The sequence below is a fragment of the Streptomyces sp. NBC_00536 genome (assembly GCF_036346295.1).
In the GTDB taxonomy this organism is placed as follows: domain Bacteria; phylum Actinomycetota; class Actinomycetes; order Streptomycetales; family Streptomycetaceae; genus Streptomyces.
Genome location: NZ_CP107819.1, coordinates 1899971 through 1926235 on the forward strand (window position 1 = coordinate 1899971; position 26265 = coordinate 1926235).

The 26265-nt window shown below is 68.2% G+C and carries 19 protein-coding genes, 3 rRNA genes and 1 pseudogene; 6 read left to right on the forward strand and 17 right to left on the reverse strand.

Annotated elements, in window-relative coordinates:
- Window positions 1-25: 25 nt before the first annotated feature.
- The 3 genes from OHS33_RS08125 to OHS33_RS08135 form a co-directional block, all read right to left on the reverse strand.
- Window positions 26-1108 (reverse strand): FecCD family ABC transporter permease, encoded by a 1083-nt coding sequence (locus OHS33_RS08125; protein ID WP_330329699.1) that lies wholly within the window; start codon window positions 1106-1108, stop codon window positions 26-28.
- Complete coding sequence (locus OHS33_RS08130; protein WP_330329700.1) at window positions 1105-2151, reverse strand: FecCD family ABC transporter permease; 1047 nt, start codon at window positions 2149-2151, stop codon at window positions 1105-1107. Before OHS33_RS08130 ends, OHS33_RS08125 begins: the two co-directional genes overlap by 4 nt.
- A gap of 69 nt (window positions 2152-2220) precedes the next feature.
- Window positions 2221-3294: an HAD hydrolase-like protein gene (locus tag OHS33_RS08135; RefSeq protein WP_330329701.1), complete on the reverse strand. Its 1074-nt coding sequence runs from the start codon at window positions 3292-3294 to the stop codon at window positions 2221-2223.
- A gap of 84 nt (window positions 3295-3378) precedes the next feature.
- On the opposite strand from OHS33_RS08135, the gene OHS33_RS08140 reads away from it, so the two are divergent.
- Complete coding sequence (locus OHS33_RS08140) at window positions 3379-4671, forward strand: DUF1015 domain-containing protein (protein WP_330329702.1); 1293 nt, start codon at window positions 3379-3381, stop codon at window positions 4669-4671.
- A gap of 83 nt (window positions 4672-4754) precedes the next feature.
- On the opposite strand, the gene OHS33_RS08145 is transcribed toward OHS33_RS08140, so the two are convergent.
- The 6 genes and pseudogenes from OHS33_RS08145 to OHS33_RS08170 form a co-directional block, all read right to left on the reverse strand.
- Window positions 4755-5732: a tetratricopeptide repeat protein gene (locus OHS33_RS08145; protein ID WP_330334957.1), complete on the reverse strand. Its 978-nt coding sequence runs from the start codon at window positions 5730-5732 to the stop codon at window positions 4755-4757.
- Window positions 5733-6002: 270 nt separating this feature from the next.
- A pseudogene (locus tag OHS33_RS08150) lies at window positions 6003-6968 on the reverse strand (hypothetical protein); the annotation flags it as partial.
- A gap of 460 nt (window positions 6969-7428) precedes the next feature.
- A 5S ribosomal RNA gene (rrf, locus tag OHS33_RS08155) occupies window positions 7429-7545 on the reverse strand.
- Between the two features lie 106 nt (window positions 7546-7651).
- Window positions 7652-10774, reverse strand: a 23S ribosomal RNA gene (locus tag OHS33_RS08160).
- 288 nt (window positions 10775-11062) lie between these two features.
- A 16S ribosomal RNA gene (locus OHS33_RS08165) occupies window positions 11063-12587 on the reverse strand.
- The 16S, 23S and 5S rRNA genes sit together here, the layout of an rRNA operon.
- A gap of 544 nt (window positions 12588-13131) precedes the next feature.
- The gene (locus OHS33_RS08170; protein WP_330329703.1) at window positions 13132-13773 is read right to left on the reverse strand and encodes a DNA-3-methyladenine glycosylase; all 642 of its coding nucleotides are present in this window, start codon (window positions 13771-13773) and stop codon (window positions 13132-13134) included.
- A gap of 134 nt (window positions 13774-13907) precedes the next feature.
- Here OHS33_RS08170 and OHS33_RS08175 point away from each other — a divergent pair, with 134 nt between their 5' ends.
- From OHS33_RS08175 to OHS33_RS08185, 3 genes are all read left to right on the forward strand, one after another.
- Window positions 13908-14690, forward strand: a complete 783-nt coding sequence (locus tag OHS33_RS08175; RefSeq protein WP_330329704.1) for a sporulation protein — start codon at window positions 13908-13910, stop codon at window positions 14688-14690.
- A gap of 77 nt (window positions 14691-14767) precedes the next feature.
- Window positions 14768-15301, forward strand: a complete 534-nt coding sequence (locus OHS33_RS08180; protein WP_330329705.1) for a YbhB/YbcL family Raf kinase inhibitor-like protein — start codon at window positions 14768-14770, stop codon at window positions 15299-15301.
- A 147-nt stretch (window positions 15302-15448) separates the two neighbouring features.
- Window positions 15449-15952 (forward strand): HNH endonuclease, encoded by a 504-nt coding sequence (locus OHS33_RS08185; protein ID WP_330329706.1) that lies wholly within the window; start codon window positions 15449-15451, stop codon window positions 15950-15952.
- Window positions 15953-16020: 68 nt separating this feature from the next.
- Here the strand turns inward: OHS33_RS08185 and OHS33_RS08190 are convergent, their stop codons facing one another.
- From OHS33_RS08190 to OHS33_RS08205, 4 genes are all read right to left on the reverse strand, one after another.
- On the reverse strand, window positions 16021-16797 hold the full coding sequence (locus tag OHS33_RS08190) for a sulfite exporter TauE/SafE family protein (RefSeq protein WP_330329707.1): 777 nt from the start codon (window positions 16795-16797) through the stop codon (window positions 16021-16023).
- Window positions 16798-16875: 78 nt separating this feature from the next.
- Window positions 16876-17853 (reverse strand): SPFH domain-containing protein, encoded by a 978-nt coding sequence (locus OHS33_RS08195; protein WP_330329708.1) that lies wholly within the window; start codon window positions 17851-17853, stop codon window positions 16876-16878.
- Window positions 17854-17948: 95 nt separating this feature from the next.
- A complete protein-coding gene (locus OHS33_RS08200) occupies window positions 17949-18380 on the reverse strand; it encodes an NfeD family protein (protein WP_330329709.1) in 432 nt (143 codons plus the stop codon).
- 92 nt (window positions 18381-18472) lie between these two features.
- Window positions 18473-19267 (reverse strand): ABC transporter ATP-binding protein, encoded by a 795-nt coding sequence (locus OHS33_RS08205; RefSeq protein WP_330329710.1) that lies wholly within the window; start codon window positions 19265-19267, stop codon window positions 18473-18475.
- Window positions 19268-19427: 160 nt separating this feature from the next.
- On the opposite strand from OHS33_RS08205, the gene OHS33_RS08210 reads away from it, so the two are divergent.
- A complete protein-coding gene (locus tag OHS33_RS08210; protein ID WP_330329711.1) occupies window positions 19428-20210 on the forward strand; it encodes a hypothetical protein in 783 nt (260 codons plus the stop codon).
- 101 nt (window positions 20211-20311) lie between these two features.
- On the opposite strand, the gene OHS33_RS08215 is transcribed toward OHS33_RS08210, so the two are convergent.
- The 3 genes from OHS33_RS08215 to OHS33_RS08225 all read right to left on the reverse strand — a co-directional run bounded on the left by OHS33_RS08215 (window position 20312) and on the right by OHS33_RS08225 (window position 22493).
- A complete protein-coding gene (locus OHS33_RS08215) occupies window positions 20312-20557 on the reverse strand; it encodes a chaplin (RefSeq protein ID WP_330334958.1) in 246 nt (81 codons plus the stop codon).
- A gap of 150 nt (window positions 20558-20707) precedes the next feature.
- Window positions 20708-21358: a response regulator transcription factor gene (locus OHS33_RS08220; protein WP_330329712.1), complete on the reverse strand. Its 651-nt coding sequence runs from the start codon at window positions 21356-21358 to the stop codon at window positions 20708-20710.
- A complete protein-coding gene (locus tag OHS33_RS08225) occupies window positions 21351-22493 on the reverse strand; it encodes a GAF domain-containing sensor histidine kinase (protein ID WP_330329713.1) in 1143 nt (380 codons plus the stop codon). The genes OHS33_RS08220 and OHS33_RS08225 overlap by 8 nt, the downstream gene beginning before the upstream one ends.
- Window positions 22494-22989: 496 nt before the next feature.
- On the opposite strand from OHS33_RS08225, the gene OHS33_RS08230 reads away from it, so the two are divergent.
- Entirely contained in the window at window positions 22990-23649 is a 660-nt protein-coding gene (locus OHS33_RS08230; RefSeq protein WP_330329714.1) for a transglycosylase SLT domain-containing protein, read from the forward strand.
- A 120-nt stretch (window positions 23650-23769) separates the two neighbouring features.
- Here the strand turns inward: OHS33_RS08230 and OHS33_RS08235 are convergent, their stop codons facing one another.
- Window positions 23770-26238 (reverse strand): FHA domain-containing protein, encoded by a 2469-nt coding sequence (locus OHS33_RS08235; protein ID WP_443065260.1) that lies wholly within the window; start codon window positions 26236-26238, stop codon window positions 23770-23772.
- Window positions 26239-26265: the final 27 nt, after the last annotated feature.

Here is a 26265-nt window from a genome sequence, read left to right on the forward strand (position 1 = left end):
CTTGGGTTCCTGTCATCGGGACGGGTCATATCCGCCCGGCCTTGCGTTCCGTGACGAGCAGCCACAGCAGGTAGACACCGCCGACGAGGCCCGTCACCACGCCCACGGGCAACTGGTCGGAGCCGAAGGCGCGCTGCGAGGCCCAGTCGGAGGCCAGCAGCAGGACGGCGCCCATGAGCGCGCCGGACAGCAGGTTCGCGCCGGGCGAGCGGGTCAGCCGGCGCGCCAGCTGGGGCGCGGCCAGCGCGACGAAACTGATGGGGCCCGCGGCCGCGCTCGCCGCCGTGGTCAGCACGATGGCCGCGAGCATGAGCAGGATCCGGGTGCGCTCCACGCGCACGCCCAGGGCGTACGCGGCGTCGTCGCCCATCTCCATCATCCGCAGCGCCCTGCCCTGGCCCAGGACCAGCGGGAAGAGCACCAGGCAGGTCGCCAGCAGCGGCCACACCTGCCCCCAGTCCCGTCCGGCCAGCGACCCGGTCAGCCAGACCATGGCCCGGGCGGCGTCGACCAGTTGGGCCTTCGTCAGCAGGTACTGGATGACGGCGACCAGCATCGCGGAGGCGCCGATGCCGACGAGGACGAGGCGGTAGCCCTGGATGCCGCGCTTGTAGGCGAGCAGGTAGACGACGACGCCGGTCAGCACACCGCCGATGACCGCGCCCGCCGCCACCTCACCGGCGTCGCCCTTCAGCACGATGATCACGACGAGCGCGCCGACGGCGGACCCGTAGCCGAAGCCGAGCAGGTCCGGGGAGCCGAGCGGATTGCGGGACACCGACTGGAAGATCCCCCCGGCCATGCCGAGGGCCGCGCCGACCAGGACGGCGACGAGCACGCGCGGCAGCCGCAGGTCGTTGATGACGAAGTCGTGGGCGGGGGTGCCGTTTCCGGCCAGGGTCCTGACTACGTCCAGCGGGGCGATCTCGAAGTCGCCGGTCCCGATGAGCAGGACGGCCAGCACCAGCGTGGCGGCGAGCAGCAGCAGGCCGACGGCCACGGCGCGCGGCTCCACCCGCAGGGAGATCCCGCCGGGCGTGCGCAGCCCCCGGGACCGCGCTCCCTTCCCTGTGGTCACGGTCTCCTTCGCCACGGTCTTCGCGTTCACAGCTGGGCCATCCTCTTGCGCCGGACGAGGTAGATGAAGACGGGCCCGCCGATGAGCGCGGTCACGATGCCGACCTGCAGCTCCGCCGGGCGGGTGACGACCCGGCCGATGACGTCCGCGCCGAGCAGCAGGGCCGGCGAGAGCACCGCCGAGTAGGCGAGCACCCAGCGCATGTCGGGCCCGGTGAAGAAGCGGACCAGGTGCGGGATCATCAGCCCGATGAAGACGATGGGGCCGCATGCTGCGGTCGCCGCGCCGCAGAGCAGGGTGATCGCCACCATGGCGGTGATCCGGGTCAGGGTGAGGTTCGCGCCGAGCGCCCGCGCGGTGTCGTCGCCCATCGCCATGGCGTTGAGCGGCCGCCCCAGGCACAGCGCGAGGACCGCGCCGACGAGGAGGAACGGCGCCACCTGCCGGACGGTCTCCATGTTGGCGGAGGCCAGCGAGCCGACGGTCCAGAAGCGCAGCTTCTCCAGCGCCTTGTCGTCCATGAGCTGTACGGCGTTGATGTAGCCGACGAGCGCGGCGCTGGCGGCCGTACCGGCGAGGGCGAGCCGCACCGGCGTCGCGCTGCGGCTGCCGCCCAGGACGTAGACGACGACGGAGACGACGGCGGCGCCGAGGAAGGCCCACCAGACGTACGCGCTCAGGCTGGACGCGCCGAAGAAGCTGATCGCGGAGACCACGGCCGCCGCGGCGCCCGCGTTGACGCCGAGGATGCCGGGTTCGGCCAGCGGGTTGCGGGTCAGCGCCTGCATCACCGCGCCGGAGAGGCCGAGGCCAAGGCCGACCAGCAGGCCGAGGACGGTCCGTGGCACCCGCAGGTCCTTGACCACCACGTCGGCGGGCGTGCCCGAGTAATGGAACAGGCCGTGCCAGACCTGGTCGAGCGGGATCTGCTTGGCGCCCACGGCGATGCTCGCCAGCGCGATCAGCACCAGCGCCGCGAGGGCGGCCAGCAGACCGGCGGCGCGCGCGGCATGGCGCGGGCGGGGGGCGGCCGCCGGGGCCGCGCTCTGTTCGGGGGGACTCTCGACCAACACGAAGGTTAGGTTAGCCTACCCTCCACTTGGAGGGTCCCCCACTCGACGCCCCCGGCCACCGCGCCCGCGCTACAGCCCCAGCCGGGCCAGCGCCTTGCCCGCGTCCAGCGTGCAGGACCCGTCCCCGGCGTGCGTCCAGGCCGCCGCGCACAGCGCCCTCAGCCCGTCCAGCGGATCGCCGTCACCACCGGAGTCCGCGCCCGCGCCGTCGCCGTCGCCGTCCGCCGCGCGCAGCTCCAGTACGCCGTCCCGCGCGGCCGCGGTCCACGCCCCGCAGCGGAAGCCCTCCCCGGCGTCCGTCACCTCGGGCTGCCCGGTCAGCAGACCCCGCAGGTCCCGGTCCACGTACGTCGGCCGGTACTTCGGCTCCGCCCGCAGCAGCTGGGCCCCGTCCGTCACCCCGGTCAGCACGAGCAGCGAGTCCACCTCCCCGTGGAAGGCGCCCTCGATGTCGGTGTCCAGCCGGTCCCCGACCACCAGCGGCCGCTCGGCCCCGGTCCGCAGGATCGTTTCGCGGTGCATCGGGGGCAGCGGCTTCCCCGCCACCTGCGGCTCGGCGCCCGTGGCGATCCGTACGACCTCCACCGCCGCGCCGTTGCCCGGCGCGATCCCGCGCGCGCTCGGGATCGTCAGGTCGGTGTTCGACGCGAACCACGGCACCCCGCGCGCGATCGCGAAGGACGCCTCGGCGAACCGGCTCCACGGCAGGTCGGGCCCGCCGAAGCCCTGGACCACCGCGGCCAGGTCCTCCTCGTCCGCCGACTCCACCGGCTCCAGCCCGCGCTCGCGCAGCGCCACCCGCAGCCCCTCGCCACCGATGACCAGCACCTTCGAACCCGCCGGCACCTGGTCGGCGATCAGCCGGGCCACCGCCTGCGCCGAGGTGATCACCTCGGCCGCCTCCGACGGGATGCCCAGCTCGGTGAGGTGCCCGGCGACGGCGTCGGGGGTCCGCAGCGCGTTGTTCGTCACGTACGCGAGGTGCATCCCGTCGGCCCGGGCCGCCAGCAGCGAATCCACGGCGTGCACGATCGCCTCGCCCCCCGCGTACACCACCCCGTCGAGGTCCAGCAGAGCCGTGTCGTACGCCTGGTGCAGACTGCGCTCGCTGCCCGCGGGCCTGGTCCTGCTCTGCCGGGTCATCGTGACCGCCCCTTCGTCCCATCTGGCCAATTACGTACTCCCCCTGATCATCCCGCATCGCGAGACGGGACTTACCATGCACCAATGACCACACCTGGTACCGAGGAACACGGAGTGCGCGACGGACTGCGCCTGATGCCCTTCCACGGGCTGCGCTACGTCCCGGAGCGCGTCGGCAGCCTCGCCGCCGTCACCTCGCCCCCCTACGACGTGGTCGTCCGACCTGACGGACTCCACCACCTGGAGTCCGCGGATCCCCACAACATCGTCCGGCTGATCCTCCCGCAGGCCGACACCCCCGACGCGCGCAACGAACAGGCCGCCCGGACCCTGCACGACTGGCTCGCCGAGGGCATCCTCAGCGCCGACCCGGAGCCCGGCCTGTACGTGTACGAGCAGCGCAAGGGCGACATGCTCCAGCGCGGGATCATCGGCGCGCTCGCCCTCTCCACGGCCGACGCCGGGATCGTGCTGCCGCACGAGGACGTCATGCCGCATGTGGTCACCGACCGCGCCGGTCTGATGCGCGCCACCTCGGCCAACCTCGAACCGCTGCTGCTCACCTACCGCAGCGACGACGACCCGGCGGCGGCCCCCGGCGCGGCGGAGATCGTCGAGGCCACCGCCGCCCGGCCGCCGCTGCTGCGCACCACCACCGAGGACGGCTTCTGCCACCGGCTGTGGGCCATAACCGACCCCGCCGAGCTGGCCGCCGTCACCGCCGACCTGGGCCACCGCCAGGCGCTCATCGCCGACGGCCACCACCGCTGGGCGACGTACCTGCGCCTCCAGGAGGAACACCAGAGCCCCACCCCGTGGGACTTCGGCCTGGTCCTGCTGGTGGACACCGCCCGCTACCCGCTCCAGGTCCGCGCCATCCACCGGATGCTGCGCCGCCTGCCGGTGGCCGACGCTCTGGCCGCGCTGGACGGCTCGTTCCGGGTCCGCCCGGTCGACGGCCCGCTGTCGGCCGCGCTGACCGCCCTCGGCGAGGCCTCCGCCCGGGGCAACGCCTTCCTGCTCACCGGAGACGGCGGCTTCCACCTGGTCAGCGATCCCGACCCGGCGCTGATCGACCGCACGGTCCGCCACGACCGCCCGGAGGCCTGGCGCCGGCTGGACGCGACCGTGCTGCACGCGACCCTGCTGGACACCCTGTGGCAGGTCCCCGACTCGGCCGAGCACATCGTGTACATCCACGACACCGAGGCCACCGTCGACATGGCCGAGCGCAGCGGCGGCACGGCGGTGCTGATGCATCCGGTACGGGAGGACGTGGTCCGGGAGCTGGCCCGCCAGGGCGTCACGATGCCCCGGAAGTCCACGTCCTTCGGCCCGAAGCCGGCCACCGGGCTGGTCCTGCGCAGCCTGGACTGACGGCCCGCCCCGGATACCAAGCTCCGGATACGACGAAGGGCGGTACCCCCGGTGGGGTACCGCCCTTCGTGTCATGCCGTGCGTCAGGCCTTGTCGCGGCCCTTGTCCTCGAACTCGCGGCCGATCTCGTCGGCGATCGCGACCTCGTCCTCGTCCTCGACCTCGTCCTCGACCGGGATCTCGTCGGTGACGTCGACGTCGGCGTCCGCCTCGGCGCGGGCCATCAGCTCGTCCTCGTCGTCCTCGTCGTCGATCTCGCGGGCTTCGGACGCCTCGTACTCGTCGTCGTCCTCGTCGTAGTACTCGGCGACACCCGAGTCGTCGGCGTCCTGGACCCGGCGGTCCTCGTCGCTGAGGGCCTCGCGGTCCTCATCGCTCATCGCGTCGACGAACTCGACACCGTCCAGCTCGGCGAGCCGGTCGGAGGCGTCGGTCGAACCGTCCTTGTCGGACTCGATCGTCTTGGCGAACCACTCGCGTGCCTCGTCCTCGCGACCGTTGGCCAGCAGGGCGTCGGCGTAGGCGTAGCGCAGGCGCGCGGTCCACGGCTGCACGCTGGCCGAGGCCAGCTCCGGGCTCTGCAGGGTCACGATGGCGGCGTCGAGCTGCCCCATGTCCCGCCGGGCACCGGCCGCGACCAGACGCATCTCGACCTGGCCGGCCTTGTCCAGCTTCTGCACCTCGGGCTCGCCTGCCATCGCCAGCGCCCGCTCCGGACGGCCGAGGCCGCGCTCGCAGTCGGCCATGACGGGCCACAGCTCGACCGAACCGGTCATCCGCTTGGCGGCACGGAACTCGGCGAGCGCCTCGCTGTACTTCTGCGTGGCGTACGCCGCGAAGCCGGCGGCCTCGCGGACCGCGGCGACGCGGGAAGCGAGACGCAGGGCGATACGGGCGTAGGCGTAGGCCTGCTCCGGGTCCTCGTCGATCAGCCGGGCCACCATGACCAGGTTGCGCGAGACCTCCTCGGCGAGACCCTTCGGCAGGCTCAGCAGCTCCTGGCGAACGTCCGGGTCGATCTCGTGACCGGTGACGTCGTCGTCGATCGGGAGGCGCTTGATCGGCTCGCGGTCGCGGTAGTCGCTGTCGCGGCCGTCACGGCCGCCACGGAACCCACCGCGGTCGCCGCCACGGTCGCCGCCACGGTCACCCCGGTCGTCACGACGGGGGTAGCTCGGACGGTCGCCACCACGGTCGTCGCGGCCACGGAAGCCACCACCCTGCGGGCGGTCCCCACCTCGGTCATCACGACGCGGGTAGCTGGGACGGTCGCCACCACGGTCATCGCGGCCGCCACGGAACCCACCACGGTCGTCATCACGACGGGGGTAGCTCGGACGCTCGCCTCCGCGGTCATCACGACGCGGGAAGCTGGGGCGGTCGCCACCGCGGTCGTCACGGCGCGGGTAGCTCGGGCGGTCGCCACCACGGTCGTCACGGCCGCCGCGGAACCCACCACGGTCGTCATCGCGGCGCGGGAAGCTCGGACGCTCGCCTCCGCGGTCATCACGACGCGGGAAGCTGGGGCGGTCGCCACCGCGGTCGTCACGGCGCGGGTAGCTCGGGCGGTCCCCACCACGGTCATCGCGGCCGCCGCGGAACCCACCACGGTCGTCATCGCGGCGCGGGAAGCTCGGACGGCTGCCACGGTCGTCATCGCGACGGGGGTAGCTCGGGCGGTCGCCACCACGGTCGTCACGGCGGAAGCCGCCGCCACCACCCTGCGGACGCCCACCACGGTCGTCATCACGGCGCGGGAAGCTCGGACGGTCGCCACCACGGTCATCGCGACGGGGGAAGCTGGGGCGGTCGCCACCACGGAAGCCGCCGCCCTGGGGACGGTCGCCACCACGGTCGTCACGGCGGAAGCCGCCGCTCTGCGGGCGGTCGCCACCACGGTCATCACGACGCGGGAAGCTCGGACGGTCGCCACCACGGAAGCCGCCGCCCTGGGGACGGTCGCCACCACGGTCGTCACGGCGGAAGCCGCCGCTCTGCGGGCGGTCGCCACCACGGTCATCACGACGCGGGAAGCTCGGACGGTCGCCACCACGGTCGTCACGGCCGCCACGGAACCCACCACGGTCGTCATCACGACGCGGGAAGCTCGGACGGCTGCCACGGTCGTCATCACGACGCGGGAAGCTGGGGCGGTCGCCACCACGGAAGCCGCCGCCCTGGGGACGGTCGCCACCACGGTCATCACGACGGAAGCCGCCGCTCTGCGGACGGTCGCCACCACGGTCATCACGACGCGGGAAGCTCGGACGGTCGCCGCCGCGGTCGTCACGGCGGAAGCCGCCGCCACCACCCTGCGGACGCCCACCACGGTCGTCATCACGACGCGGGTAACTCGGACGGTCTCCACCACGGAAACCACCGCTCTGCGGGCGGTCGCCACCACCGGTGGGACGGCCACCGCGGTCATCGCGGCGGAAGCCGCCACCGGTGCCGCCGCCGGCGGGACGCCCGCCGCGGTCGTCACGGCGGAAGCCGCCACGGTCGCCACCGCGGTCACCGCCGCGGTCGTCACGGCCCCCGCGGTAGCCGCCCCTGTCACCGCCGTCGTTACGACGAGGCTCGCGCTCCGGACGATCGTCGGGAGAGTTGGACATGGGTGTGACTCCTGTCTTCGGGGTACCGCTAGTCATTCTCGCGCAACCAACCCATGGCCGCGCTTCGGCGCAAATCGAATAAAACAAAAAAAGGACCCTTGGCCCAGCGTTGAACGCTGGACCAAGGGTCCTTTGAAAGATTGTTCGGCGGCGTCCTACTCTCCCACAGGGTCCCCCCTGCAGTACCATCGGCGCTGAAAGGCTTAGCTTCCGGGTTCGAAATGTAACCGGGCGTTTCCCTAACGCTATGACCACCGAAACCCTATCGGTTTCGAGCGAACAAGCACACTTTGTAATTATGTTCTAGCTCTAGAAACCAGCAACCGTTCGTTGCTTCAGAACTAACACAGTGGACGCGAGCAACTGAGGACAAGCCCTCGGCCTATTAGTACCAGTCAGCTCCACCCGTTACCGGGCTTCCACATCTGGCCTATCAACCCAGTCGTCTACTGGGAGCCTTACCCTCTCAAGGAGGTGGGAATACTCATCTTGAAGCAGGCTTCCCGCTTAGATGCTTTCAGCGGTTATCCCTCCCGAACGTAGCCAACCAGCCATGCCCTTGGCAGGACAACTGGCACACCAGAGGTTCGTCCGTCCCGGTCCTCTCGTACTAGGGACAGCCCTTCTCAATATTCCTACGCGCACAGCGGATAGGGACCGAACTGTCTCACGACGTTCTAAACCCAGCTCGCGTACCGCTTTAATGGGCGAACAGCCCAACCCTTGGGACCGACTCCAGCCCCAGGATGCGACGAGCCGACATCGAGGTGCCAAACCATCCCGTCGATATGGACTCTTGGGGAAGATCAGCCTGTTATCCCCGGGGTACCTTTTATCCGTTGAGCGACAGCGCTTCCACAAGCCACTGCCGGATCACTAGTCCCGACTTTCGTCCCTGCTCGACCCGTCGGTCTCACAGTCAAGCTCCCTTGTGCACTTACACTCAACACCTGATTGCCAACCAGGCTGAGGGAACCTTTGGGCGCCTCCGTTACTCTTTAGGAGGCAACCGCCCCAGTTAAACTACCCATCAGACACTGTCCCTGATCCGGATCACGGACCGAGGTTAGACATCCAGCACGACCAGAGTGGTATTTCAACGGCGACTCCACAACCACTGGCGTGGCTGCTTCAAAGTCTCCCACCTATCCTACACAAGCCGAACCGAACACCAATATCAAACTATAGTAAAGGTCCCGGGGTCTTTCCGTCCTGCTGCGCGAAACGAGCATCTTTACTCGTAGTGCAATTTCACCGGGCCTATGGTTGAGACAGTCGAGAAGTCGTTACGCCATTCGTGCAGGTCGGAACTTACCCGACAAGGAATTTCGCTACCTTAGGATGGTTATAGTTACCACCGCCGTTTACTGGCGCTTAAGTTCTCAGCTTCGCCACACCGAAATGTGACTAACCGGTCCCCTTAACGTTCCAGCACCGGGCAGGCGTCAGTCCGTATACATCGCCTTACGGCTTCGCACGGACCTGTGTTTTTAGTAAACAGTCGCTTCTCGCTGGTCTCTGCGGCCACCCCCAGCTCACGGAGTAAATCCGATCACCAGTGATGGCCCCCCTTCTCCCGAAGTTACGGGGGCATTTTGCCGAGTTCCTTAACCATAGTTCACCCGAACGCCTCGGTATTCTCTACCTGACTACCTGAGTCGGTTTAGGGTACGGGCCGCCATGAAACTCGCTAGAGGCTTTTCTCGACAGCATAGGATCATCCACTTCACCACAATCGGCTCGGCATCAGGTCTCAGCCTTAATGTGTGACGGATTTGCCTATCACACGGCCTACACCCTTACCCCGGGACTACCACCGCCCGGGCTGGACTACCTTCCTGCGTCACCCCATCGCTTACCTACTACCACCTTGGATCAGCGGCTCCACCACTTTCCTTTCCCCGAAGGGTCCGGAACGGCTTCACGGCCTTAGCATTAATGGATTCGATATTGGGCGTTTCAAAGCGGGTACCGGAATATCAACCGGTTGTCCATCGACTACGCCTGTCGGCCTCGCCTTAGGTCCCGACTTACCCTGGGCAGATCAGCTTGACCCAGGAACCCTTAGTCAATCGGCGCACACGTTTCTCACGTGTGTATCGCTACTCATGCCTGCATTCTCACTCGTGAACCGTCCACAACTAGCTTCCGCTGCTGCTTCACCCGGCACACGACGCTCCCCTACCCATCACAGCGGGCGTTGGCCCTATTGCTGCAATGACACGACTTCGGCGGTACGCTTGAGCCCCGCTACATTGTCGGCGCGGAATCACTTGACCAGTGAGCTATTACGCACTCTTTCAAGGGTGGCTGCTTCTAAGCCAACCTCCTGGTTGTCTCTGCGACTCCACATCCTTTCCCACTTAGCGTACGCTTAGGGGCCTTAGTCGATGCTCTGGGCTGTTTCCCTCTCGACCATGGAGCTTATCCCCCACAGTCTCACTGCCACGCTCTCACTTACCGGCATTCGGAGTTTGGCTAAGGTCAGTAACCCGGTAGGGCCCATCGCCTATCCAGTGCTCTACCTCCGGCAAGAAACACGTGACGCTGCACCTAAATGCATTTCGGGGAGAACCAGCTATCACGGAGTTTGATTGGCCTTTCACCCCTAACCACAGGTCATCCCCCAGGTTTTCAACCCTGGTGGGTTCGGTCCTCCACGAAGTCTTACCTCCGCTTCAACCTGCCCATGGCTAGATCACTCCGCTTCGGGTCTAGAGCGTGCAACTCAATCGCCCTATTCGGACTCGCTTTCGCTACGGCTTCCCCACACGGGTTAACCTCGCTACACACCGCTAACTCGCAGGCTCATTCTTCAAAAGGCACGCAGTCACGACCCATTGAGTAAACTCAATGAGCGACGCTCCCACGGCTTGTAGGCACACGGTTTCAGGTACTATTTCACTCCGCTCCCGCGGTACTTTTCACCATTCCCTCACGGTACTATCCGCTATCGGTCACCAGGGAATATTTAGGCTTAGCGGGTGGTCCCGCCAGATTCACACGGGATTTCTCGGGCCCCGTGCTACTTGGGAGATTCTTAAGCAAGCCGCTGATGTTTCGTCTACGGGGGTCTTACCCTCTACGCCGGACCTTTCGCATGTCCTTCGACTACATCAACGGTTTCTGACTCGCCGACCGGCCGGCAGACCGATCAAAAGAATTCCCACAACCCCGCATGCGCAACCCCTGCCGGGTATCACACGCATACGGTTTGGCCTGATCCGGTTTCGCTCGCCACTACTCCCGGAATCACGGTTGTTTTCTCTTCCTGCGGGTACTGAGATGTTTCACTTCCCCGCGTTCCCTCCACACTGCCTATGTGTTCAGCAGTGGGTGACAGCCCATGACGACTGCCGGGTTTCCCCATTCGGACACCCCCGGATCAAAGCTCAGTTGGCAGCTCCCCGGGGCCTATCGCGGCCTCTCACGTCCTTCATCGGTTCCTGGTGCCAAGGCATCCACCGTGCGCCCTTAAAAACTTGGCCACAGATGCTCGCGTCCACTGTGTAGTTCTCAAGCAACGACCAGCCACCCATCACCCCACCAGACAATCTGGCGAGTTCACTGGGGCCGGCATCGCAGAAAGCACAACCTCACGGCCGTACCTTCAGATACCCAACAACGTGCCAGGCACGATCCCCGCCGCAATCCATGCTTTCCACGCCCTAAGGCAGTACTTGCAGGATGCTTTGAGAACCGCGCCAAATAATCAACGTTCCACCCATGAGCAACCGTGCGAGTCATTCGCTCGCAGTCGGCTATATGCTCCTTAGAAAGGAGGTGATCCAGCCGCACCTTCCGGTACGGCTACCTTGTTACGACTTCGTCCCAATCGCCAGTCCCACCTTCGACAGCTCCCTCCCTTACGGGTTGGGCCACCGGCTTCGGGTGTTACCGACTTTCGTGACGTGACGGGCGGTGTGTACAAGGCCCGGGAACGTATTCACCGCAGCAATGCTGATCTGCGATTACTAGCAACTCCGACTTCATGGGGTCGAGTTGCAGACCCCAATCCGAACTGAGACCGGCTTTTTGAGATTCGCTCCGCCTCGCGGCATCGCAGCTCATTGTACCGGCCATTGTAGCACGTGTGCAGCCCAAGACATAAGGGGCATGATGACTTGACGTCGTCCCCACCTTCCTCCGAGTTGACCCCGGCAGTCTCCTGTGAGTCCCCATCACCCCGAAGGGCATGCTGGCAACACAGAACAAGGGTTGCGCTCGTTGCGGGACTTAACCCAACATCTCACGACACGAGCTGACGACAGCCATGCACCACCTGTATACCGACCACAAGGGGGCGACCATCTCTGGCCGTTTCCGGTATATGTCAAGCCTTGGTAAGGTTCTTCGCGTTGCGTCGAATTAAGCCACATGCTCCGCTGCTTGTGCGGGCCCCCGTCAATTCCTTTGAGTTTTAGCCTTGCGGCCGTACTCCCCAGGCGGGGAACTTAATGCGTTAGCTGCGGCACCGACGACGTGGAATGTCGCCAACACCTAGTTCCCAACGTTTACGGCGTGGACTACCAGGGTATCTAATCCTGTTCGCTCCCCACGCTTTCGCTCCTCAGCGTCAGTAATGGCCCAGAGATCCGCCTTCGCCACCGGTGTTCCTCCTGATATCTGCGCATTTCACCGCTACACCAGGAATTCCGATCTCCCCTACCACACTCTAGCCTGCCCGTATCGAATGCAGACCCGGGGTTAAGCCCCGGGCTTTCACATCCGACGCGACAAGCCGCCTACGAGCTCTTTACGCCCAATAATTCCGGACAACGCTTGCGCCCTACGTATTACCGCGGCTGCTGGCACGTAGTTAGCCGGCGCTTCTTCTGCAGGTACCGTCACTTTCGCTTCTTCCCTGCTGAAAGAGGTTTACAACCCGAAGGCCGTCATCCCTCACGCGGCGTCGCTGCATCAGGCTTTCGCCCATTGTGCAATATTCCCCACTGCTGCCTCCCGTAGGAGTCTGGGCCGTGTCTCAGTCCCAGTGTGGCCGGTCGCCCTCTCAGGCCGGCTACCCGTCGTCGCCTTGGTAGGCCATTACCCCACCAACAAGCTGATAGGCCGCGGGCTCATCCTTCACCGCCGGAGCTTTTAACCCCCGCCCATGCAGGCAGGAGTGTTATCCGGTATTAGACCCCGTTTCCAGGGCTTGTCCCAGAGTGAAGGGCAGATTGCCCACGTGTTACTCACCCGTTCGCCACTAATCCACCCCGAAGGGCTTCATCGTTCGACTTGCATGTGTTAAGCACGCCGCCAGCGTTCGTCCTGAGCCAGGATCAAACTCTCCGTGAATGTTTACCCGTAATCGGGTGCCCACTCGCGTTGAGCGGGACAGTCATGCCGGAATATGGCCGACCGTCCACTGCGTCCTCGCTGTTGTGGTTGCCTGCAAGCACCCGAAGGCCTCACAGGTCTTTTTCAAAGGAACCTCATCCACCGAAGTGGACGGGGTATCAACTTCTGGCGTTGATTTTTGGCACGCTGTTGAGTTCTCAAGGAACGGACGCTTCCTTTGTACTCACCCGCAGTATCACTACTGGGGCTTTCCTCCGGGCTTCGTTCTTCGTTTCCAACTCTACCATGCTCATTCCGTTCCGTTTAACCGGAGTGGAATTCGCATTTGGTGGCCGTTGGGGGCCTTGCCTTTCGGCGTGTTCACTACGTTAGCGGTTTTCCCTTGCGGCTCATAATCGAGCCACCGGCGCTGAATTCGGGCATGCCGAATTCATCCCCGTCAGGGTGATCGCAGTAGTGGGTTGGCCGCCTCCGGAGGGCTGCAGAAGCAGTGCTCCGGTTCAAGCGGCTCGGGCTACGTTAGGCGTCGGCCGGGGGCGAGTCAAGTTGAGCGGCGGCGTGGCGCATGGGCCCGGTACGGGCTCACGGTGGGGTCCCTGGTGATCCAGAACCGGTACGGATGATCCGCGCCTGCGCCGCCCACTCCGGTGCGGGGGCCCGTACTGACCAGGTCGGAATGGGTGGGGATGCCCGTAAGGACGGACAAGGGGGCATCCGGGCCGGCGCAGAGGTCGGCGCCGTCGAGGGAACGGTCCACGGCGAGGGCGGTCGCGAGGCGGGCCGGGCCTTTGGCCAGTTCCTTGTCCGTTCTGGCCGAGAGTCGACGTTTGCGGGCCAGATCGGCGCCCAGGGTGATCTCGCCGGCCCGGAGCAGGACACCGCTCGCGTGGTCCGGGGGGCCGCACACCAGGTTGAGGCTGAACCACATGCCGTAGATGAAGTAGACGTACGCGTGTCCGGGCGGGCCGAACATCGACGCGTTGCGCGCCGTGCGCCCGCGGTAGGCGTGGGAGCCCGGGTCGCTCTCCCCTTCGTACGCCTCCACCTCCGTGATGCGGAGCTCGATCGGTCCTTCCGGGCCGCGCCGGACCAGGGTGCGGCCGAGCAGGTCCGGGGCCACGGTGAGGGCCGGGCGGTCGAAGAATGCCCGGGTCAGGGGCGTACGGTCGGGGCGCGCGCTCATCCGGCCGAGCGTAGTGGACCGTCCGCCGGTGCAACCGGGGCTTAGGGTTCCGCGTTTGTAGGGGTACGTCGGTCAGTACTTCTGTCAGCACGTCCGTCAGTGACAGTGCACGTCGTTCAAGGGGAGTCAGGAACATGGGGTTCAGGAAGCTGTTCGCGAGCCTGGGTGCCGGTGGTGCTTCGGTGGACACGATCATCACCGAGCCGAACGTGGTGCCGGGCGGGATCGTCCAGGGCGAGGTCCGCCTCCAGGGCGGATCCGTGGAGCAGCAGATCCAGGGGCTGAACATCGGTCTCCAGGCCCGGGTCGAGGTGGAGGGCGGCGACCAGGAGCACAAGCAGGACATCGTCTTCGCCAAGCAGCGGCTCGGTGGCGCCTTCCAGGTGCAGCCGGGCGCGCTGCACGTGGTGCCGTTCAGCCTGGAGATCCCGTGGGAGACGCCGGTCACCCACTTCGGGGGTCAGCACCTGCACGGGATGAACCTCGGGGTGAGCACCGAGCTGGAGATCGCGCGGGCGGTGGACGCGGGTGACCTGGACCCGATCAACGTGCACCCGCTCCCGGCGCAGCAGGCGCTGCTGGATGCCTTCGGGCAGCTCGGCTTCCGTTTCCGCAGCGCGGACATGGAGCGCGGGCACATCCGGGGGACGCGGCAGACGCTGCCCTTCTACCAGGAGATCGAGTTCCTGCCGCCGTCGCAGTACCGGGGGCTGAACCAGGTCGAGCTGACCTTCATCGCCGACGGCCGTGAGATGGACGTCGTCCTGGAGATGGACAAGAAGCCGGGTCTGTTCTCCGAGGGCAGCGACACCTACCGGTGCTTCCAGGTCGGGCTGCAGTCCTACCAGGGGACCGACTGGGCGGGCTATCTGAACCAGTGGATCGCTTCCGTCGGTTCGCAGCGCAACTGGTTCTAGGGCGACTGGTTCTAGGCTCCTGTCCGTACGACGGCGCACAGGTCGGCGTACGGGTTCCCGTCAACGGAGGTTGAGCAGTGACCGACCAGAGCAGAGCGCCCCTTCCGCACGCGTTCCACCCCGAGGTGCACGCCTTCACCGTCGAGAGCGACGATCTCGCGCCGGGGGCGGACCTGGGTGACGCGCAGGTGCTGGCGGGCGGGAACCGTTCGCCGCAGCTGCGGTGGGAGGGGTTCCCGGCGGGGACGAAGAGCTTCGCCGTGACCTGTTTCGACCCCGACGCCCCGACGGGCAGCGGGTTCTGGCACTGGGTGCTCTTCGATCTGCCGGCTTCGGTCACGGAGCTGCCGGCCGGGGCGGGCAGCGGCTCGTTCCCCGGGCTTCCGGCCGGGGCGGTGCACGTACGGAACGACTACGGCACCCGTGACTTCGGCGGGGCGGCTCCTCCGGCCGGGGAGCGTCACCGGTACGTGTTCACCGTCTATGCGGTGGACACGGAGAAGCTGGGTCCGGACGCGGACGTCTCGCCCGCGGTGGTCGGGTTCAATCTGCGGTTCCACACGCTGGGCCGTGCGCAGCTGATCGGTGAATTCGAGGCCCCGGCGAGCTGAGTTCTCCGAGCGTTTGCCCGGTCCTGGTCTAAAGGCGGCCAGGACCGGGCATTTTTATTGCGTTGTCCCCGGTGGCGGGCGCGGCCAGAGTGGTTGCGGGCCCCGCCGCCAGGGTGGTCGCGGGCCTGCACACGGGAGGTGGGCGAGATGCGGGACACGCTGGTGCTGAATGCGAGCTTCGAGCCGCTGTCGACAGTGACGCTGAACCGGGCGGTGGTCCTGGTGCTCCAGGACAAGGCCGTCGTCGAACAGTCGCATCCCGAACTCCGTGTGCGCGGGGCCACCATGGACCTTCCGATGCCCCGGGTGATCCGGCTGTGCAGGTATGTCAGGGTGCCCTTCCGAAGACATGCTCCCTGGTCACGGCGGGGTGTGCTGGCTCGTGACCAGCACCGGTGCGCTTACTGCGGGAAGCGCGCGACCACCGTGGACCACGTGGTGCCAAGGGCGCAGGGGGGTGGCGACACCTGGTTGAACACGGTGGCGTCCTGTGCCGTGGACAACCACCGCAAGGCGGCGCGGACTCCGGAGGAGGCGGGGATGCCATTGCTCCGCAGGCCGTTCGTGCCGTCTCCGGCGGACGCGATGCTGCTGGCCATGGGGGCGGGTGTCCGGGAGGAGCTGCCCCAGTGGCTGGAGCGGATCGCGTAGCCGGATGACGTCCGCTGCTCGCTGGGCGTACGTGGCGTACGCACGGGGGCGTAGTTTTTCTACGTCGCTCAGCGGAGCAGCAGCTGGACGATGGCCACGAGGCCGACCACGACGATCAGTGCGCGCAGGGCGGCCGGCGGCAGACGCCGGCCGACCTTGGCGCCGATCTGGCCGCCGAGCGTGGAGCCGACGGCGATGAGCAGGACGGCCGTCCAGTCGAAGTCGGCGACGAAGAGGAAGAACACCGCCGCGACGCCGTTGACCAACGCCGCGAGGATGTTCTTGACGGCGTTGAGCCGCTGCATGTCCTCGCGGAGCAGCGAGCCCATCAGGCCGAGGTAGATCACGCCCTGGGCGGCTCCGAAATAGCCGCCGTAGGCACTGGCGAGCGTCATTCCGGTCAGCAGGACCGGACCGCCGTCGGGGTGCGGGCCGTCGCCCCCGGCGGCCTCCTGGCGTCGGCGCACGGAAGCGGCGATCCGCGGCTGGAGGACGACGAGCACGAGGGCGATTCCGATCAGGACCGGCACGATCATGTTGAACGAGTCGGACGGCAGGTTGAGCAGCAGGACGGCTCCCGCGAGGCCGCCGACGAGGGACACGGCGCCCAGACGCAGGATCCGGGCGCCCTGTCCCTTCAGTTCCTTGCGGTAGCCGATGGCTCCGCTGATCGAACCGGGCACCAGGCCGAGGGTGTTGGACACGTTGGCGGTGACCGGTGACAGGCCGGTGGCCAGGAGCACCGGGAAGGTGATCAGGGTGCCGGAGCCGACGATGGTGTTGATGGTGCCGGCGCCGATGCCGGCCGCGAAGACCGCGAGTGCTTCCCAGATGGACAAGGCCATCCCCCTTGCAAGAGTGAGTCGCCTCCCCGCCATCAAGGTCGAGGGGCCTCACTGATCATGCACGAGGGGACGTGAGTCCTAGTCGATCGGGGGCTGTTCGCGGCGGTCCTGGGCGTCCTTGCCGCCCGGGTTGCCGCCGTCCTTGCCGGTGTTCTGCGGGTTGAAGCCCGAGCCGCCGCCCATGGGGCCGAAGTTGCCCATGGCGCCGGAGAGGCCCTTGAGGGCATCGCCGATCTCGCTGGGCACGATCCAGAGCTTGTTGGCGTCGCCCTCGGCGATCTTCGGGAGCATCTGGAGGTACTGGTAGGCGAGGAGCTTCTGGTCGGCGTCTCCGGCGTGGATGGACTCGAAGACCGTACGGATCGCCTGGGCCTCGCCCTCGGCGCGCAGTGCGGCGGCCTTGGCGTCACCTTCGGCGCGCAGGATGGAGGACTGCTTCTCGCCCTCGGCGCGCAGGATCTCGGACTGGCGGACACCCTCGGCCTGGAGGATCGCGGCGCGCTTGTCGCGGTCGGCGCGCATCTGCTTCTCCATCGAGTCCTGGATGGAGGTCGGCGGCTCGATCGCCTTCAGCTCGACGCGGTTGACGCGGATGCCCCACTTGCCGGTGGCCTCGTCGAGGACCCCGCGCAGGGCCGCGTTGATCTCCTCGCGGGAGGTGAGGGTCCGCTCCAGGTCCATGCCGCCGATGATGTTGCGCAGGGTGGTGACGGTGAGCTGCTCGATGGCCTGGATGTAGCTGGCCACCTCGTACGTCGCGGCCCGGGCGTCGGTCACCTGGTAGTAGATGACCGTGTCGATGTTGACGACCAGGTTGTCCTGGGTGATCACCGGCTGCGGCGGGAAGGGGACGACCTGCTCGCGGAGGTCGATCCGGTTGCGGATCGAGTCGATGAACGGGACGACGATGTTCAGGCCCGCGTTGAGAGTGCGGGTGTAGCGCCCGAACCGTTCGACGATGGCCGCGCTGGCCTGCGGGATCACCTGGATCGTCTTGACCAGTGCGATGAAGACGAGGATCACCAGAATGATCAGAACGATGATGATCGGTTGCATGCGGTTCCCCGTGCCCTTCCGGCTGTCTGTGCTGCCCCGTTGAGCGGAGTCTCGCAGACCGGGGGCCCGCGAGTCGGGTGCTTGGTCACATGACGTCACATGACGACGGCGGTCGCCCCGTCGATCTCCACGACATCGACCCGCTGTCCGGGTTCGAAACTGCTGTCCGCGTCCAGTGTGCGGGCGGACCAGATCTCCCCGGCGAGCTTGATGCGGCCGCCGCTGCCGTCGACCCGTTCCGTGACGACGGCGCTTCTGCCCCTCAACGCGTCGATGCCGCTGCGGTGTTGGGGCCGCTGGTCGCGGTGCCTGTTGGCGATCGGGCGGACCACGGCGATCAGCGCCACCGAGACGACGGCGAAGACCAGGAGCTGTACCGGGACTCCCCCGCCGAGGGCGGCGGTGACCGCGGCGGCGATCGCGCCGACCGCGAACATGCCGAACTCCGGCATCGCGGTGACGACCAGGGGGATGCCCAGTCCGACCGCGCCGACGAGCCACCACACCCATGCGTCGATGTTGGTCACATGGTCATGGTAGGTCCGGCGGGCGCGGTCCGGACAGGGTGCGCGGGGCGGCGCTCCGGAGCGGGGCCCGGGTCGTCTCGTGAAGAGAGGGTCTAGCGGAGGGGCAGGCCCTGGGCCGTCCAGCGGTCGTTCTCGTTGCGTTCGACGACCAGCGGGAGGCCGAAGCAGAGGGAGAGGTTGCGGGAGGTCAGTTCGAGGTCGATGGGACCGGCGGTGACGACCTTGCCCTGGCGGATCATGAGGACGTGCGTGAAACCGGGGGCGATCTCCTCGACGTGGTGCGTGACCATGATCATCGAGGGGGCCAGCGGGTCGCGCGCGAGGCGGCCGAGGCGGCGTACGAGGTCCTCGCGGCCACCGAGGTCGAGGCCGGCGGCGGGCTCGTCGAGGAGGAGCAGCTCGGGGTCGGTCATCAGGGCGCGGGCGATCAGGGTGCGCTTGCGCTCGCCCTCGGAGAGGGTGCCGAACTTCCGGTCGAGGTAGTCCGTCATCCCGAGGCGGTCGAGGAACGCGCGGGCGCGCTGCTCGTCGATGTCCTCGTACTCCTCCTGCCAGGTCGCGGTCATGCCGTAGGCGGCGGTGAGCACGGTCTCCAGGACGGTCTGGCGCTTGGGGAGCTTGTCGGCCATCGCGATGCCGGCGACGCCGATGCGGGGGCGCAGGTCGAAGACGTTGACCCGGCCGAGGGTGCTGCCGAGGATGGTGGCGTTGCCGCTGCTCGGGAAGAGGTAGCTGGAGGCGACATTGAGCAGGGTGGTCTTCCCGGCGCCGTTGGGGCCGAGGATCACCCAGCGCTCCCCCTCCTTGACCGACCAGGAGACCTGGTCCACCAGAGCGCGGCCCTCGCGGACCACGGATACGTCCACCAGCTCCAGAACATCGCTCATGAGCGTGTTGTCTCCCCTTGCAGTGTTTGCAGTGTCGGTTCGTCGGTTCTCTGTGCGCCTGTGGGCGCAGCCCCAGGGGAAAACCTACGCCACTCCCGGGGGGCTCCCGTCGCCAGGACGGGTGGGGCGGGCTCCGGGGGCGGGTTACTAAGGTGGGGGAATGCTTGTGGAACCACGTTCAGGGCGGCTGGCCGCCTGGGGGAACTCGTTGTTGGCCGGCCTCGTCTCCCCCGACGACGCCGCCTTGTCGATCGTCGGCGCGGACGCCGTGCACCGGGTGGCGGGGCTGCCGGGCGAGAGCGGGCCGGTCGGGCTGACGCTCGCGCTCGGGCGGCTGCGGGCCATGGGGGTCACCGGTCTGCGCGTGGCGCTGCCCGCGCCGGGGCATCCGCTGGGCCTGAGCGGTCCGCCGGAGTTCAACGCGCGGGCGCTGGACGCGGAGGAGGCCGTGGTCGCGGTCGGGGCGGCGCTGGGGCTCGTACCGCAGGTGTCGCAGGCGGGTCCCACGGGCGACGTACATGTGGAGGTGGTGTGGGACTGCCTGCCGGTCCGGGAGGCGCCGCCCGCGGACGTGCCCTCGCTCGGCGAGGCGGAGCGGGAGCTGGCGGAGGCGCTGCGGGAGGCGACGGCCGTCCTGACCCGGCTGGACGTGGCGGCCTCGGGTCCGGTGGCGGAGGCGGCGATGTCCGCGTACCGGGCGCGAGCGGAGGCGGGGCGGGAGGTGCTGGCCCCGGGGTATCCGCCGCGGGCGGTGCGGGTGCTGTCGCTGGCACAGCGGGTCGGGCTGCTGGTGTCGCTGGCGTACGAGCGCGGGCACGGCGGGGCGGTGGCCGCCTCGGAGATGGCGGCGCGGGCCGAGGCCTTGCGGCCGGTCGAGCGCGTGGCCCGGCGGGCCCAGGTGGCGGCGTACAACGCGTACGTGGAGGAGCGCGAGCGGGGGTGAGCCCCCCGTGGGGGCCGGTCACGGCACCGGCACCGGCACGGACCGCGGCCCCGCTTCCCCAGGGAGAGTGGGGGAAGCGGGGCCGCGGTACGGGCGTGGCGTCAGTTGTTGATGCCGGTGTTGCCGAAGGCTCCGTTGAGCAGGCCGATCACGTTGACCGTGTTGCCGACCGCGTTCACGGGGACGTGCACGGGGACCTGGAGCAGGTTCCCGGAGGCCACGCCGGGCGAGTTCAGGGCCTCGCCCTCCGCGGACGCACCGCCGTGCGCCGAGGAGACACCGGCGCCGACGGCGACGAGGCCGCCCGCGATCATGGTGACGGCAGCGGCCTTCTTGATGTTCTTCACGTTCTCGTCCTCCAGTACGTCTGCCGCGGCCAGCCGCCGCGGCACGCCCTGAAGAACGGCCGCACGGGCGCTCGGGATGCGCCATGTGGGCTACATACACCCGACCGTATGAATCTCAGTCCGGGAACGAGACGGTCGGATCCGGTCCCTTCAGTCCGCGATTCCGTGCCTGACCGCCCACAATGCCGCCTGGGTGCGGTCGGCGAGGTCCAGCTTCATCAGGATGTTCGAGACGTGCGTCTTGACCGTCTTCTCGGACAGGACGAGGGCCCGCGCGATCTCCCGGTTCGAGCGCCCGTCCGCGATGTGGCCGAGGACCTCGCGCTCGCGGTCCGTCAGCGATCCGCCGCGGCCCGGGGCCGGGCCGTGCTCGTCCTGGGAGAGCAGCGCCTCGGCGACCTCCGGCTGGAGCAGGACGTGCCCGGCGTGGACGGAGCGGATGGCTCCGGCCAGCGCGTCGGGGTCGATGTCCTTGTAGACGTATCCGGCGGCGCCCGCGCGCAGGGCGGGCACCACGGTGCGCTGCTCGGTGAAGCTGGTGACGATCAGCACCCGGGCGGGGTTCGCCAGCTCGCGCAGCCGGCGCAGCGCGTCGAGGCCGTCGGTGCCCGGCATCTTGATGTCCATGAGGATCACGTCGGGTCGCAGCTCCTCGGCGCGGGCGGCGCCCTCCGCGCCGTCGGAGGCCTCCCCGACCACCTCGATGTCGTCCTGTACCTCCAGGAACGTGCGCAGGCCGCGCCGGACGACCTGGTGGTCGTCGACGAGCAGGACCTTGATCCGGGCGGGCGTGTCAGCCACCGGGGACCTCCATCTCGATCGTGGTGCCCGCTCCGGGCTCCGATTGCACGGTGAGGCGGCCGCCGGCCCCGCTCGCCCGGTCCCGCATGGAGACCAGGCCGAGGTGGCGGCCGGCCGCGCGGACGGTCAGCGGGTCGAAGCCGCTGCCGGAGTCGGCCACGCGCAGCAGCGCTCCGCCGCCGGGGGTGCGGGTCAGGGTGACCTCGACCCGGTCGGCGCCGGAGTGGCGCAGGGCGTTGTGGAGGGCCTCCTGGGAGACCCGCAGGAGGGCTTCCTCCTGGGAGGCGGGCAGGGCGCGTACGCCGTCACAGAGGAAGGTGACGTGGGCGCCGTGCGCGCGGTCCAGGACCTTGATCTGGTTGCGCAGGGTCGCGACGAGGCCGTCCTCGTCGAGGGCGGTGGGCCGCAGCTCCACGACGGCGGCCCGCAGCTCGTCGGCGGCCTCCGCGGCCAGCGCGGCGACCTGGTGCAGTTCGCCCTTGGCCCGGGCGGGGTCGCGGTCCACCAGGGCGGCGGCGGCCTGGGCGGTGAGCCGGAGGGAGAAGAGCTTCTGGCTGACGGCGTCGTGCAGCTCGTGGGCGAGCCGGGAGCGCTCCTCGGCGATGGTCAGCTCGCGGCTGCGTTCGTAGAGGCGGGCATTGGTCAGGGCGATGGCCGCGTGCTGGGCGAGGATGCCGAGCAGGGCCTCGTCCTCCTCCGTGAAGCCGCCGCCGACCCGCTTGTTGGCGAGGAAGAGGGCGCCGAGGGTCTCCTCGCCGTCGCGGATCGGCAGGCCGAGGAAGTCGGACATGTCGGGGTGGGCGGCGGGCCAGCCGCCGAAGCGCGGGTCGCGGCGTACGTCGGCGAGGCGCTCGGGGGTGTCCTGGTGGAGCATCGCCGCGAGGATGCCGTGCTGGCGGGGCAGCGGGCCGATGCGGCGCCACTGCTCCTCGCTGATTCCGTCCACGACGAACTGGGCGAAGCCGCCGTGGTCGTCCGGGACGCCGAGGGCGGCGTACTCGGCGTCGAGCAGCTCGCGGGCCGAGACGACGATGGTCTTGAGGACGTCACGGACCTCCAGGTGCCGGCTCATGGCGAGCAGTGCGGTGCTCACCGCGGCCAGCCCGGTCCGGGTTCCGTCGGCTCCGTTGCGCATGGGATCACCGTACTCGTGGCCGTGACCTGCGGAATCGGGCCTGCGGCCTAGGTCCGCAGCCCGGGTGCGGTCGGGTCCTGGGCGGAGGCGCCGTACGTCCGGAGTAGGGGGGCGGCGGGGGCAGGTCTGCCTTTCGTACGAGGGCCGCTGGTACCGAACTGCTACTCAAGGAGGAGAAGGCTCACCGTGAGCATTGCGACCGCAACGCACGGTGAGACCGTTACCCGCCCGATGTGAGCCCGCACATAGGACGCAGATCACTTACGAAGCTGCCTAGTGGACGGATAAAGACCCTGTCAGGGCTGCTGGGAGTTGGCCAGGGGGTCCGGCGCGGGGTCACCTCGGGGGCCCGTGATCCACTATCGCGCTTCGTACGTCACACCTTTGCCACAGGATTTTGCCGCCGCTAAGAATGGCTCTCGTCGCACAGCGCCGCGGATCAACACCGCCGTGGCGCTTTCCTGCGGCTCCCGCTATTCGAAGAGGTTGCTTACGCATGTCCGAGACCAGCACCCCCGGCCACAGTCGTATGACCAAGGGCCACAAGCTGTCCATCGCCGGTGTCGCCACCCTCGGCGCCGCCGCCCTGGCCTTCTCCCTCGTCCCGGCCCAGACCGGTGAGGCCGCCACGACGGTCACCGCCGCTCCCGTGGCGTGGACCCAGGCCGTGGACGGCGCGCAGGCGAAGACGCTGCAGCAGCACCTCACCGCGCAGCAGGTCGTCGCGGACAAGCAGGCCAAGGACGCCGCGAAGGCCAAGGCCGACGCCGCCGCGAAGAAGGACCGCGCGGACAAGGAAGCCGCCAGCCGGTCGGCCGCCCGCGCACCGATGTACGCGAACAACCTTGACGGATGGATCAAGGAGTCGCTCGCGATCATGAAGGCGCACAACATTCCGGGCACGTACAACGGCCTGTACAAGAACATCATGCGCGAGTCCAGCGGCAACCCGCGGGCGATCAACAACTGGGACATCAACGCCAAGAACGGCATCCCCTCGATGGGTCTGCTCCAGGTCATCCGTCCGACCTTCCTGGCCTACCACATCGCCGGCACCCCCCTCGACCAGTACCACCCGGTCGCCAACATCGTCGCCGCGGCCAACTACGCCGCCGACCGTTACGGCTCGATCGACAACGTCAACAGCGCCTACTGAGCCCTGCTCGGCCATTGACGTCACCCCAAGCCCCCATGCGCCACAGGGCGGCCCCCGGAGTTCCGGGTGCCGCCCTGTGGCGTATCCGCGTACCGGCGCCCGTACCGACGGGCGCACGGGTCACTTGCGCATGACCTCCGGCTCGTGGCGGCGCAGCAGGCGCGCCACCGCGAAGCCGCACGCGATGCCGAGGAGCAGCAGGACCGTGATGTCCAGGCTCCACTGGCCGATCGTGTGGTCCCACAGCGGGTCGGTGTTGGTGGGGTTGTCGCGGTCCCACGGCGGCATGAGCTGGCCGAGGTTCAGCGTGGTGCCCGCGGCGCCGACGGCCCAGCGGGACGGCATCAGCCAGGCGAACTGCTCCAGGCCGACCGAGTCGTAGATCTTGAAGAGGATGCCGGTGAACACGACCTGGACGATCGCGAACATGACCAGCAGCGGCATGGTCTTCTCGGCGGTCTTCACCAGCGAGGAGATCACCAGGCCGAACATCATCGAGGTGAAGCCCAGCGCCGTGACGGACAGGCACAGCTCGATGGCGGGCGGCATGATCAGGCCCTCGGTGGGCAGGTCGCGCGGGAAGAAGCCGATCGCGCAGATGACGACGCCCTGGATGGCCGTGATGAAGCCGAGGACGATCACCTTGGACATCAGGTACGCCGACCGGGACAGGCCGGTGGCGCGCTCGCGCTCGTAGATCACCCGTTCCTTGATCAGCTCACGGACCGAGTTCGCGGCGCCCGAGAAGCACATGCCGACGCAGAGGATCAGCATGATCGTGCCCGCGTCGCCGTTGAAGTGCGACGGCGGCGTCGGCGCGGCCAGGCCGAAGGTCGCCGGGATGACCGTGGAGACCACGCCCAGGACCGCCGGCAGGATCAGCATCAGCCCGATGAAGCCCTTGTCGGAGGCGATGACCGACACGTAGCGGCGGATCAGCGTCCACAGCTGGGAGCCGTAGCCCTGCGGCTTCGGCGGGCGCATCTGCTGCGCGGGCGGCATCGCGACCGACTGCGGGGCGACGGCGTCGATGTCGGCGGCGTAGAGCTGGTAGTGCTGCGAGCCCTTCCAGCGGCCCGCCCAGTCGTAGTCGCGGTAGTTCTCGAAGGCGGAGAACACATCGGCCCAGGTCGAGTAGCCGAAGAAGTTCAGCGCCTCGTCCGGCGGACCGAAGTACGCGACCGATCCGCCCGGGGCCATGACCAGCAGCTTGTCGCAGATGGCCAGCTCGGCGACCGAGTGGGTGACGACGAGGACGGTACGGCCGTCGTCGGCGAGGCCGCGCAGCAGCTGCATGACATCGCGGTCCATGCCCGGGTCGAGGCCGGAGGTCGGCTCGTCCAGGAAGATCAGCGACGGCTTGGTGAGCAGCTCCAGGGCCACGGACACGCGCTTGCGCTGACCACCCGAGAGCGCGGTGATCTTCTTGTCCTTGTGGATGTCGAGCTTGAGCTCGCGCAGCACCTCGTCGATGCGGGCGGCGCGCTCGGACTCGGCGGTGTCGCCGGGGAAGCGGAGCTTGGCCGCGTAGCTCAGTGCGGTGCGGACGCGCAGCTCCTTGTGCAGGATGTCGTCCTGCGGGACCAGGCCGATGCGCTGGCGGAGCTCCGCGAACTGCTTGTAGAGGTTGCGGTTGTCGTAGAGGACATCGCCCTGGTCGGCGGGCCGGTAGCCGGTCAGCGCCTTGAGCAGCGTCGACTTGCCGGAACCGGAGGGGCCGATGACACCGATCAGCGACTTCTCCGGAACGCCGAAGGTGACGTCCTTGAGGATCTGCTTGCCGCCGTCGACCGTGACCGTGAGGTGGCGGGCCGAGAAGGAGACGTCACCGGTGTCGACGAACTCTTCCAGCCGGTCGCCGACGATCCGGAAGGTGGAGTGGCCGACGCCGACGATGTCGTTCGGGCCGAGCAGCGCGGTGCCGGACTTGGCCAGCGGCTGGCCGTTCACATACGTACCGTTGTGACTGCCGAGGTCGTGGATCTCGAAACGGCCGCCCGGCATCGAACGGAACTCCGCGTGCAGGCGCGAGACCTGCAGGTCGGAGACGACCAGCTCGTTCTCCAGGGCACGGCCGATGCGCATGACGTGGCCGAGCGCGAGCTGGTGGAACGTGGTCGGGCTGCGGTCGCTGTACCCCGGCCCGGCCTGCTGCGGCTGCTGCTGCGCGGCGCCCTGCTGCTGCGGCACGTGCGGCTGCTGCGGCGCCTGGTACGGCGCCTGCTGGTAGGCCGGCTGGTGCTGCTCCGGCGGCGCCTCCTGCCAGTTGGCATGCGGGTGATCGGCCATCACCGGAGCGGTGACGGTCAGATTCAGCCGCGGACCGTCCTGCGCGTTGCCGAGGTGCACCGGCGTTCCCGGCACCAGTTCGGTCTGCTGGACCCTGGCACCGTGCACATAGGTGCCGTTGGTGCTGCCGTGGTCCTCGATCCCCCAACCCTGCCCGTTCCAGCTGATGGTGGCATGACGCCACGACACCCGGGCGTCATCGATCGCCACGTCACCCTGGGGGTCGCGCCCCAGGGAGTACGACCTGGACGGATCGAGCGTCCAGGTCCTGCCATTCAATTCCAGTACGTGTTCCGGCACTCCAGCCCCACTTTTTGTCCCCCGAGG

Excerpts from the sequence above, each read along its gene's own strand:
- OHS33_RS08135 (WP_330329701.1), bottom strand. The coding sequence starts at position 3,294 with ATGACCCGGCAGAGCAGGACCAGGCCCGCGGGCAGCGAGCGCAGTCTG.
- OHS33_RS08140 (WP_330329702.1), top strand. The coding sequence starts at position 3,379 with ATGACCACACCTGGTACCGAGGAACACGGAGTGCGCGACGGACTGCGC.
- OHS33_RS08170 (WP_330329703.1), bottom strand. The coding sequence starts at position 13,773 with ATGAGCGCGCGCCCCGACCGTACGCCCCTGACCCGGGCATTCTTCGAC.
- OHS33_RS08175 (WP_330329704.1), top strand. The coding sequence starts at position 13,908 with ATGGGGTTCAGGAAGCTGTTCGCGAGCCTGGGTGCCGGTGGTGCTTCG.
- OHS33_RS08185 (WP_330329706.1), top strand. The coding sequence starts at position 15,449 with ATGCGGGACACGCTGGTGCTGAATGCGAGCTTCGAGCCGCTGTCGACA.
- OHS33_RS08190 (WP_330329707.1), bottom strand. The coding sequence starts at position 16,797 with ATGGCCTTGTCCATCTGGGAAGCACTCGCGGTCTTCGCGGCCGGCATC.
- OHS33_RS08195 (WP_330329708.1), bottom strand. The coding sequence starts at position 17,853 with ATGCAACCGATCATCATCGTTCTGATCATTCTGGTGATCCTCGTCTTC.
- OHS33_RS08205 (WP_330329710.1), bottom strand. The coding sequence starts at position 19,267 with ATGAGCGATGTTCTGGAGCTGGTGGACGTATCCGTGGTCCGCGAGGGC.
- OHS33_RS08210 (WP_330329711.1), top strand. The coding sequence starts at position 19,428 with ATGCTTGTGGAACCACGTTCAGGGCGGCTGGCCGCCTGGGGGAACTCG.
- OHS33_RS08225 (WP_330329713.1), bottom strand. The coding sequence starts at position 22,493 with ATGCGCAACGGAGCCGACGGAACCCGGACCGGGCTGGCCGCGGTGAGC.
- OHS33_RS08230 (WP_330329714.1), top strand. The coding sequence starts at position 22,990 with ATGTCCGAGACCAGCACCCCCGGCCACAGTCGTATGACCAAGGGCCAC.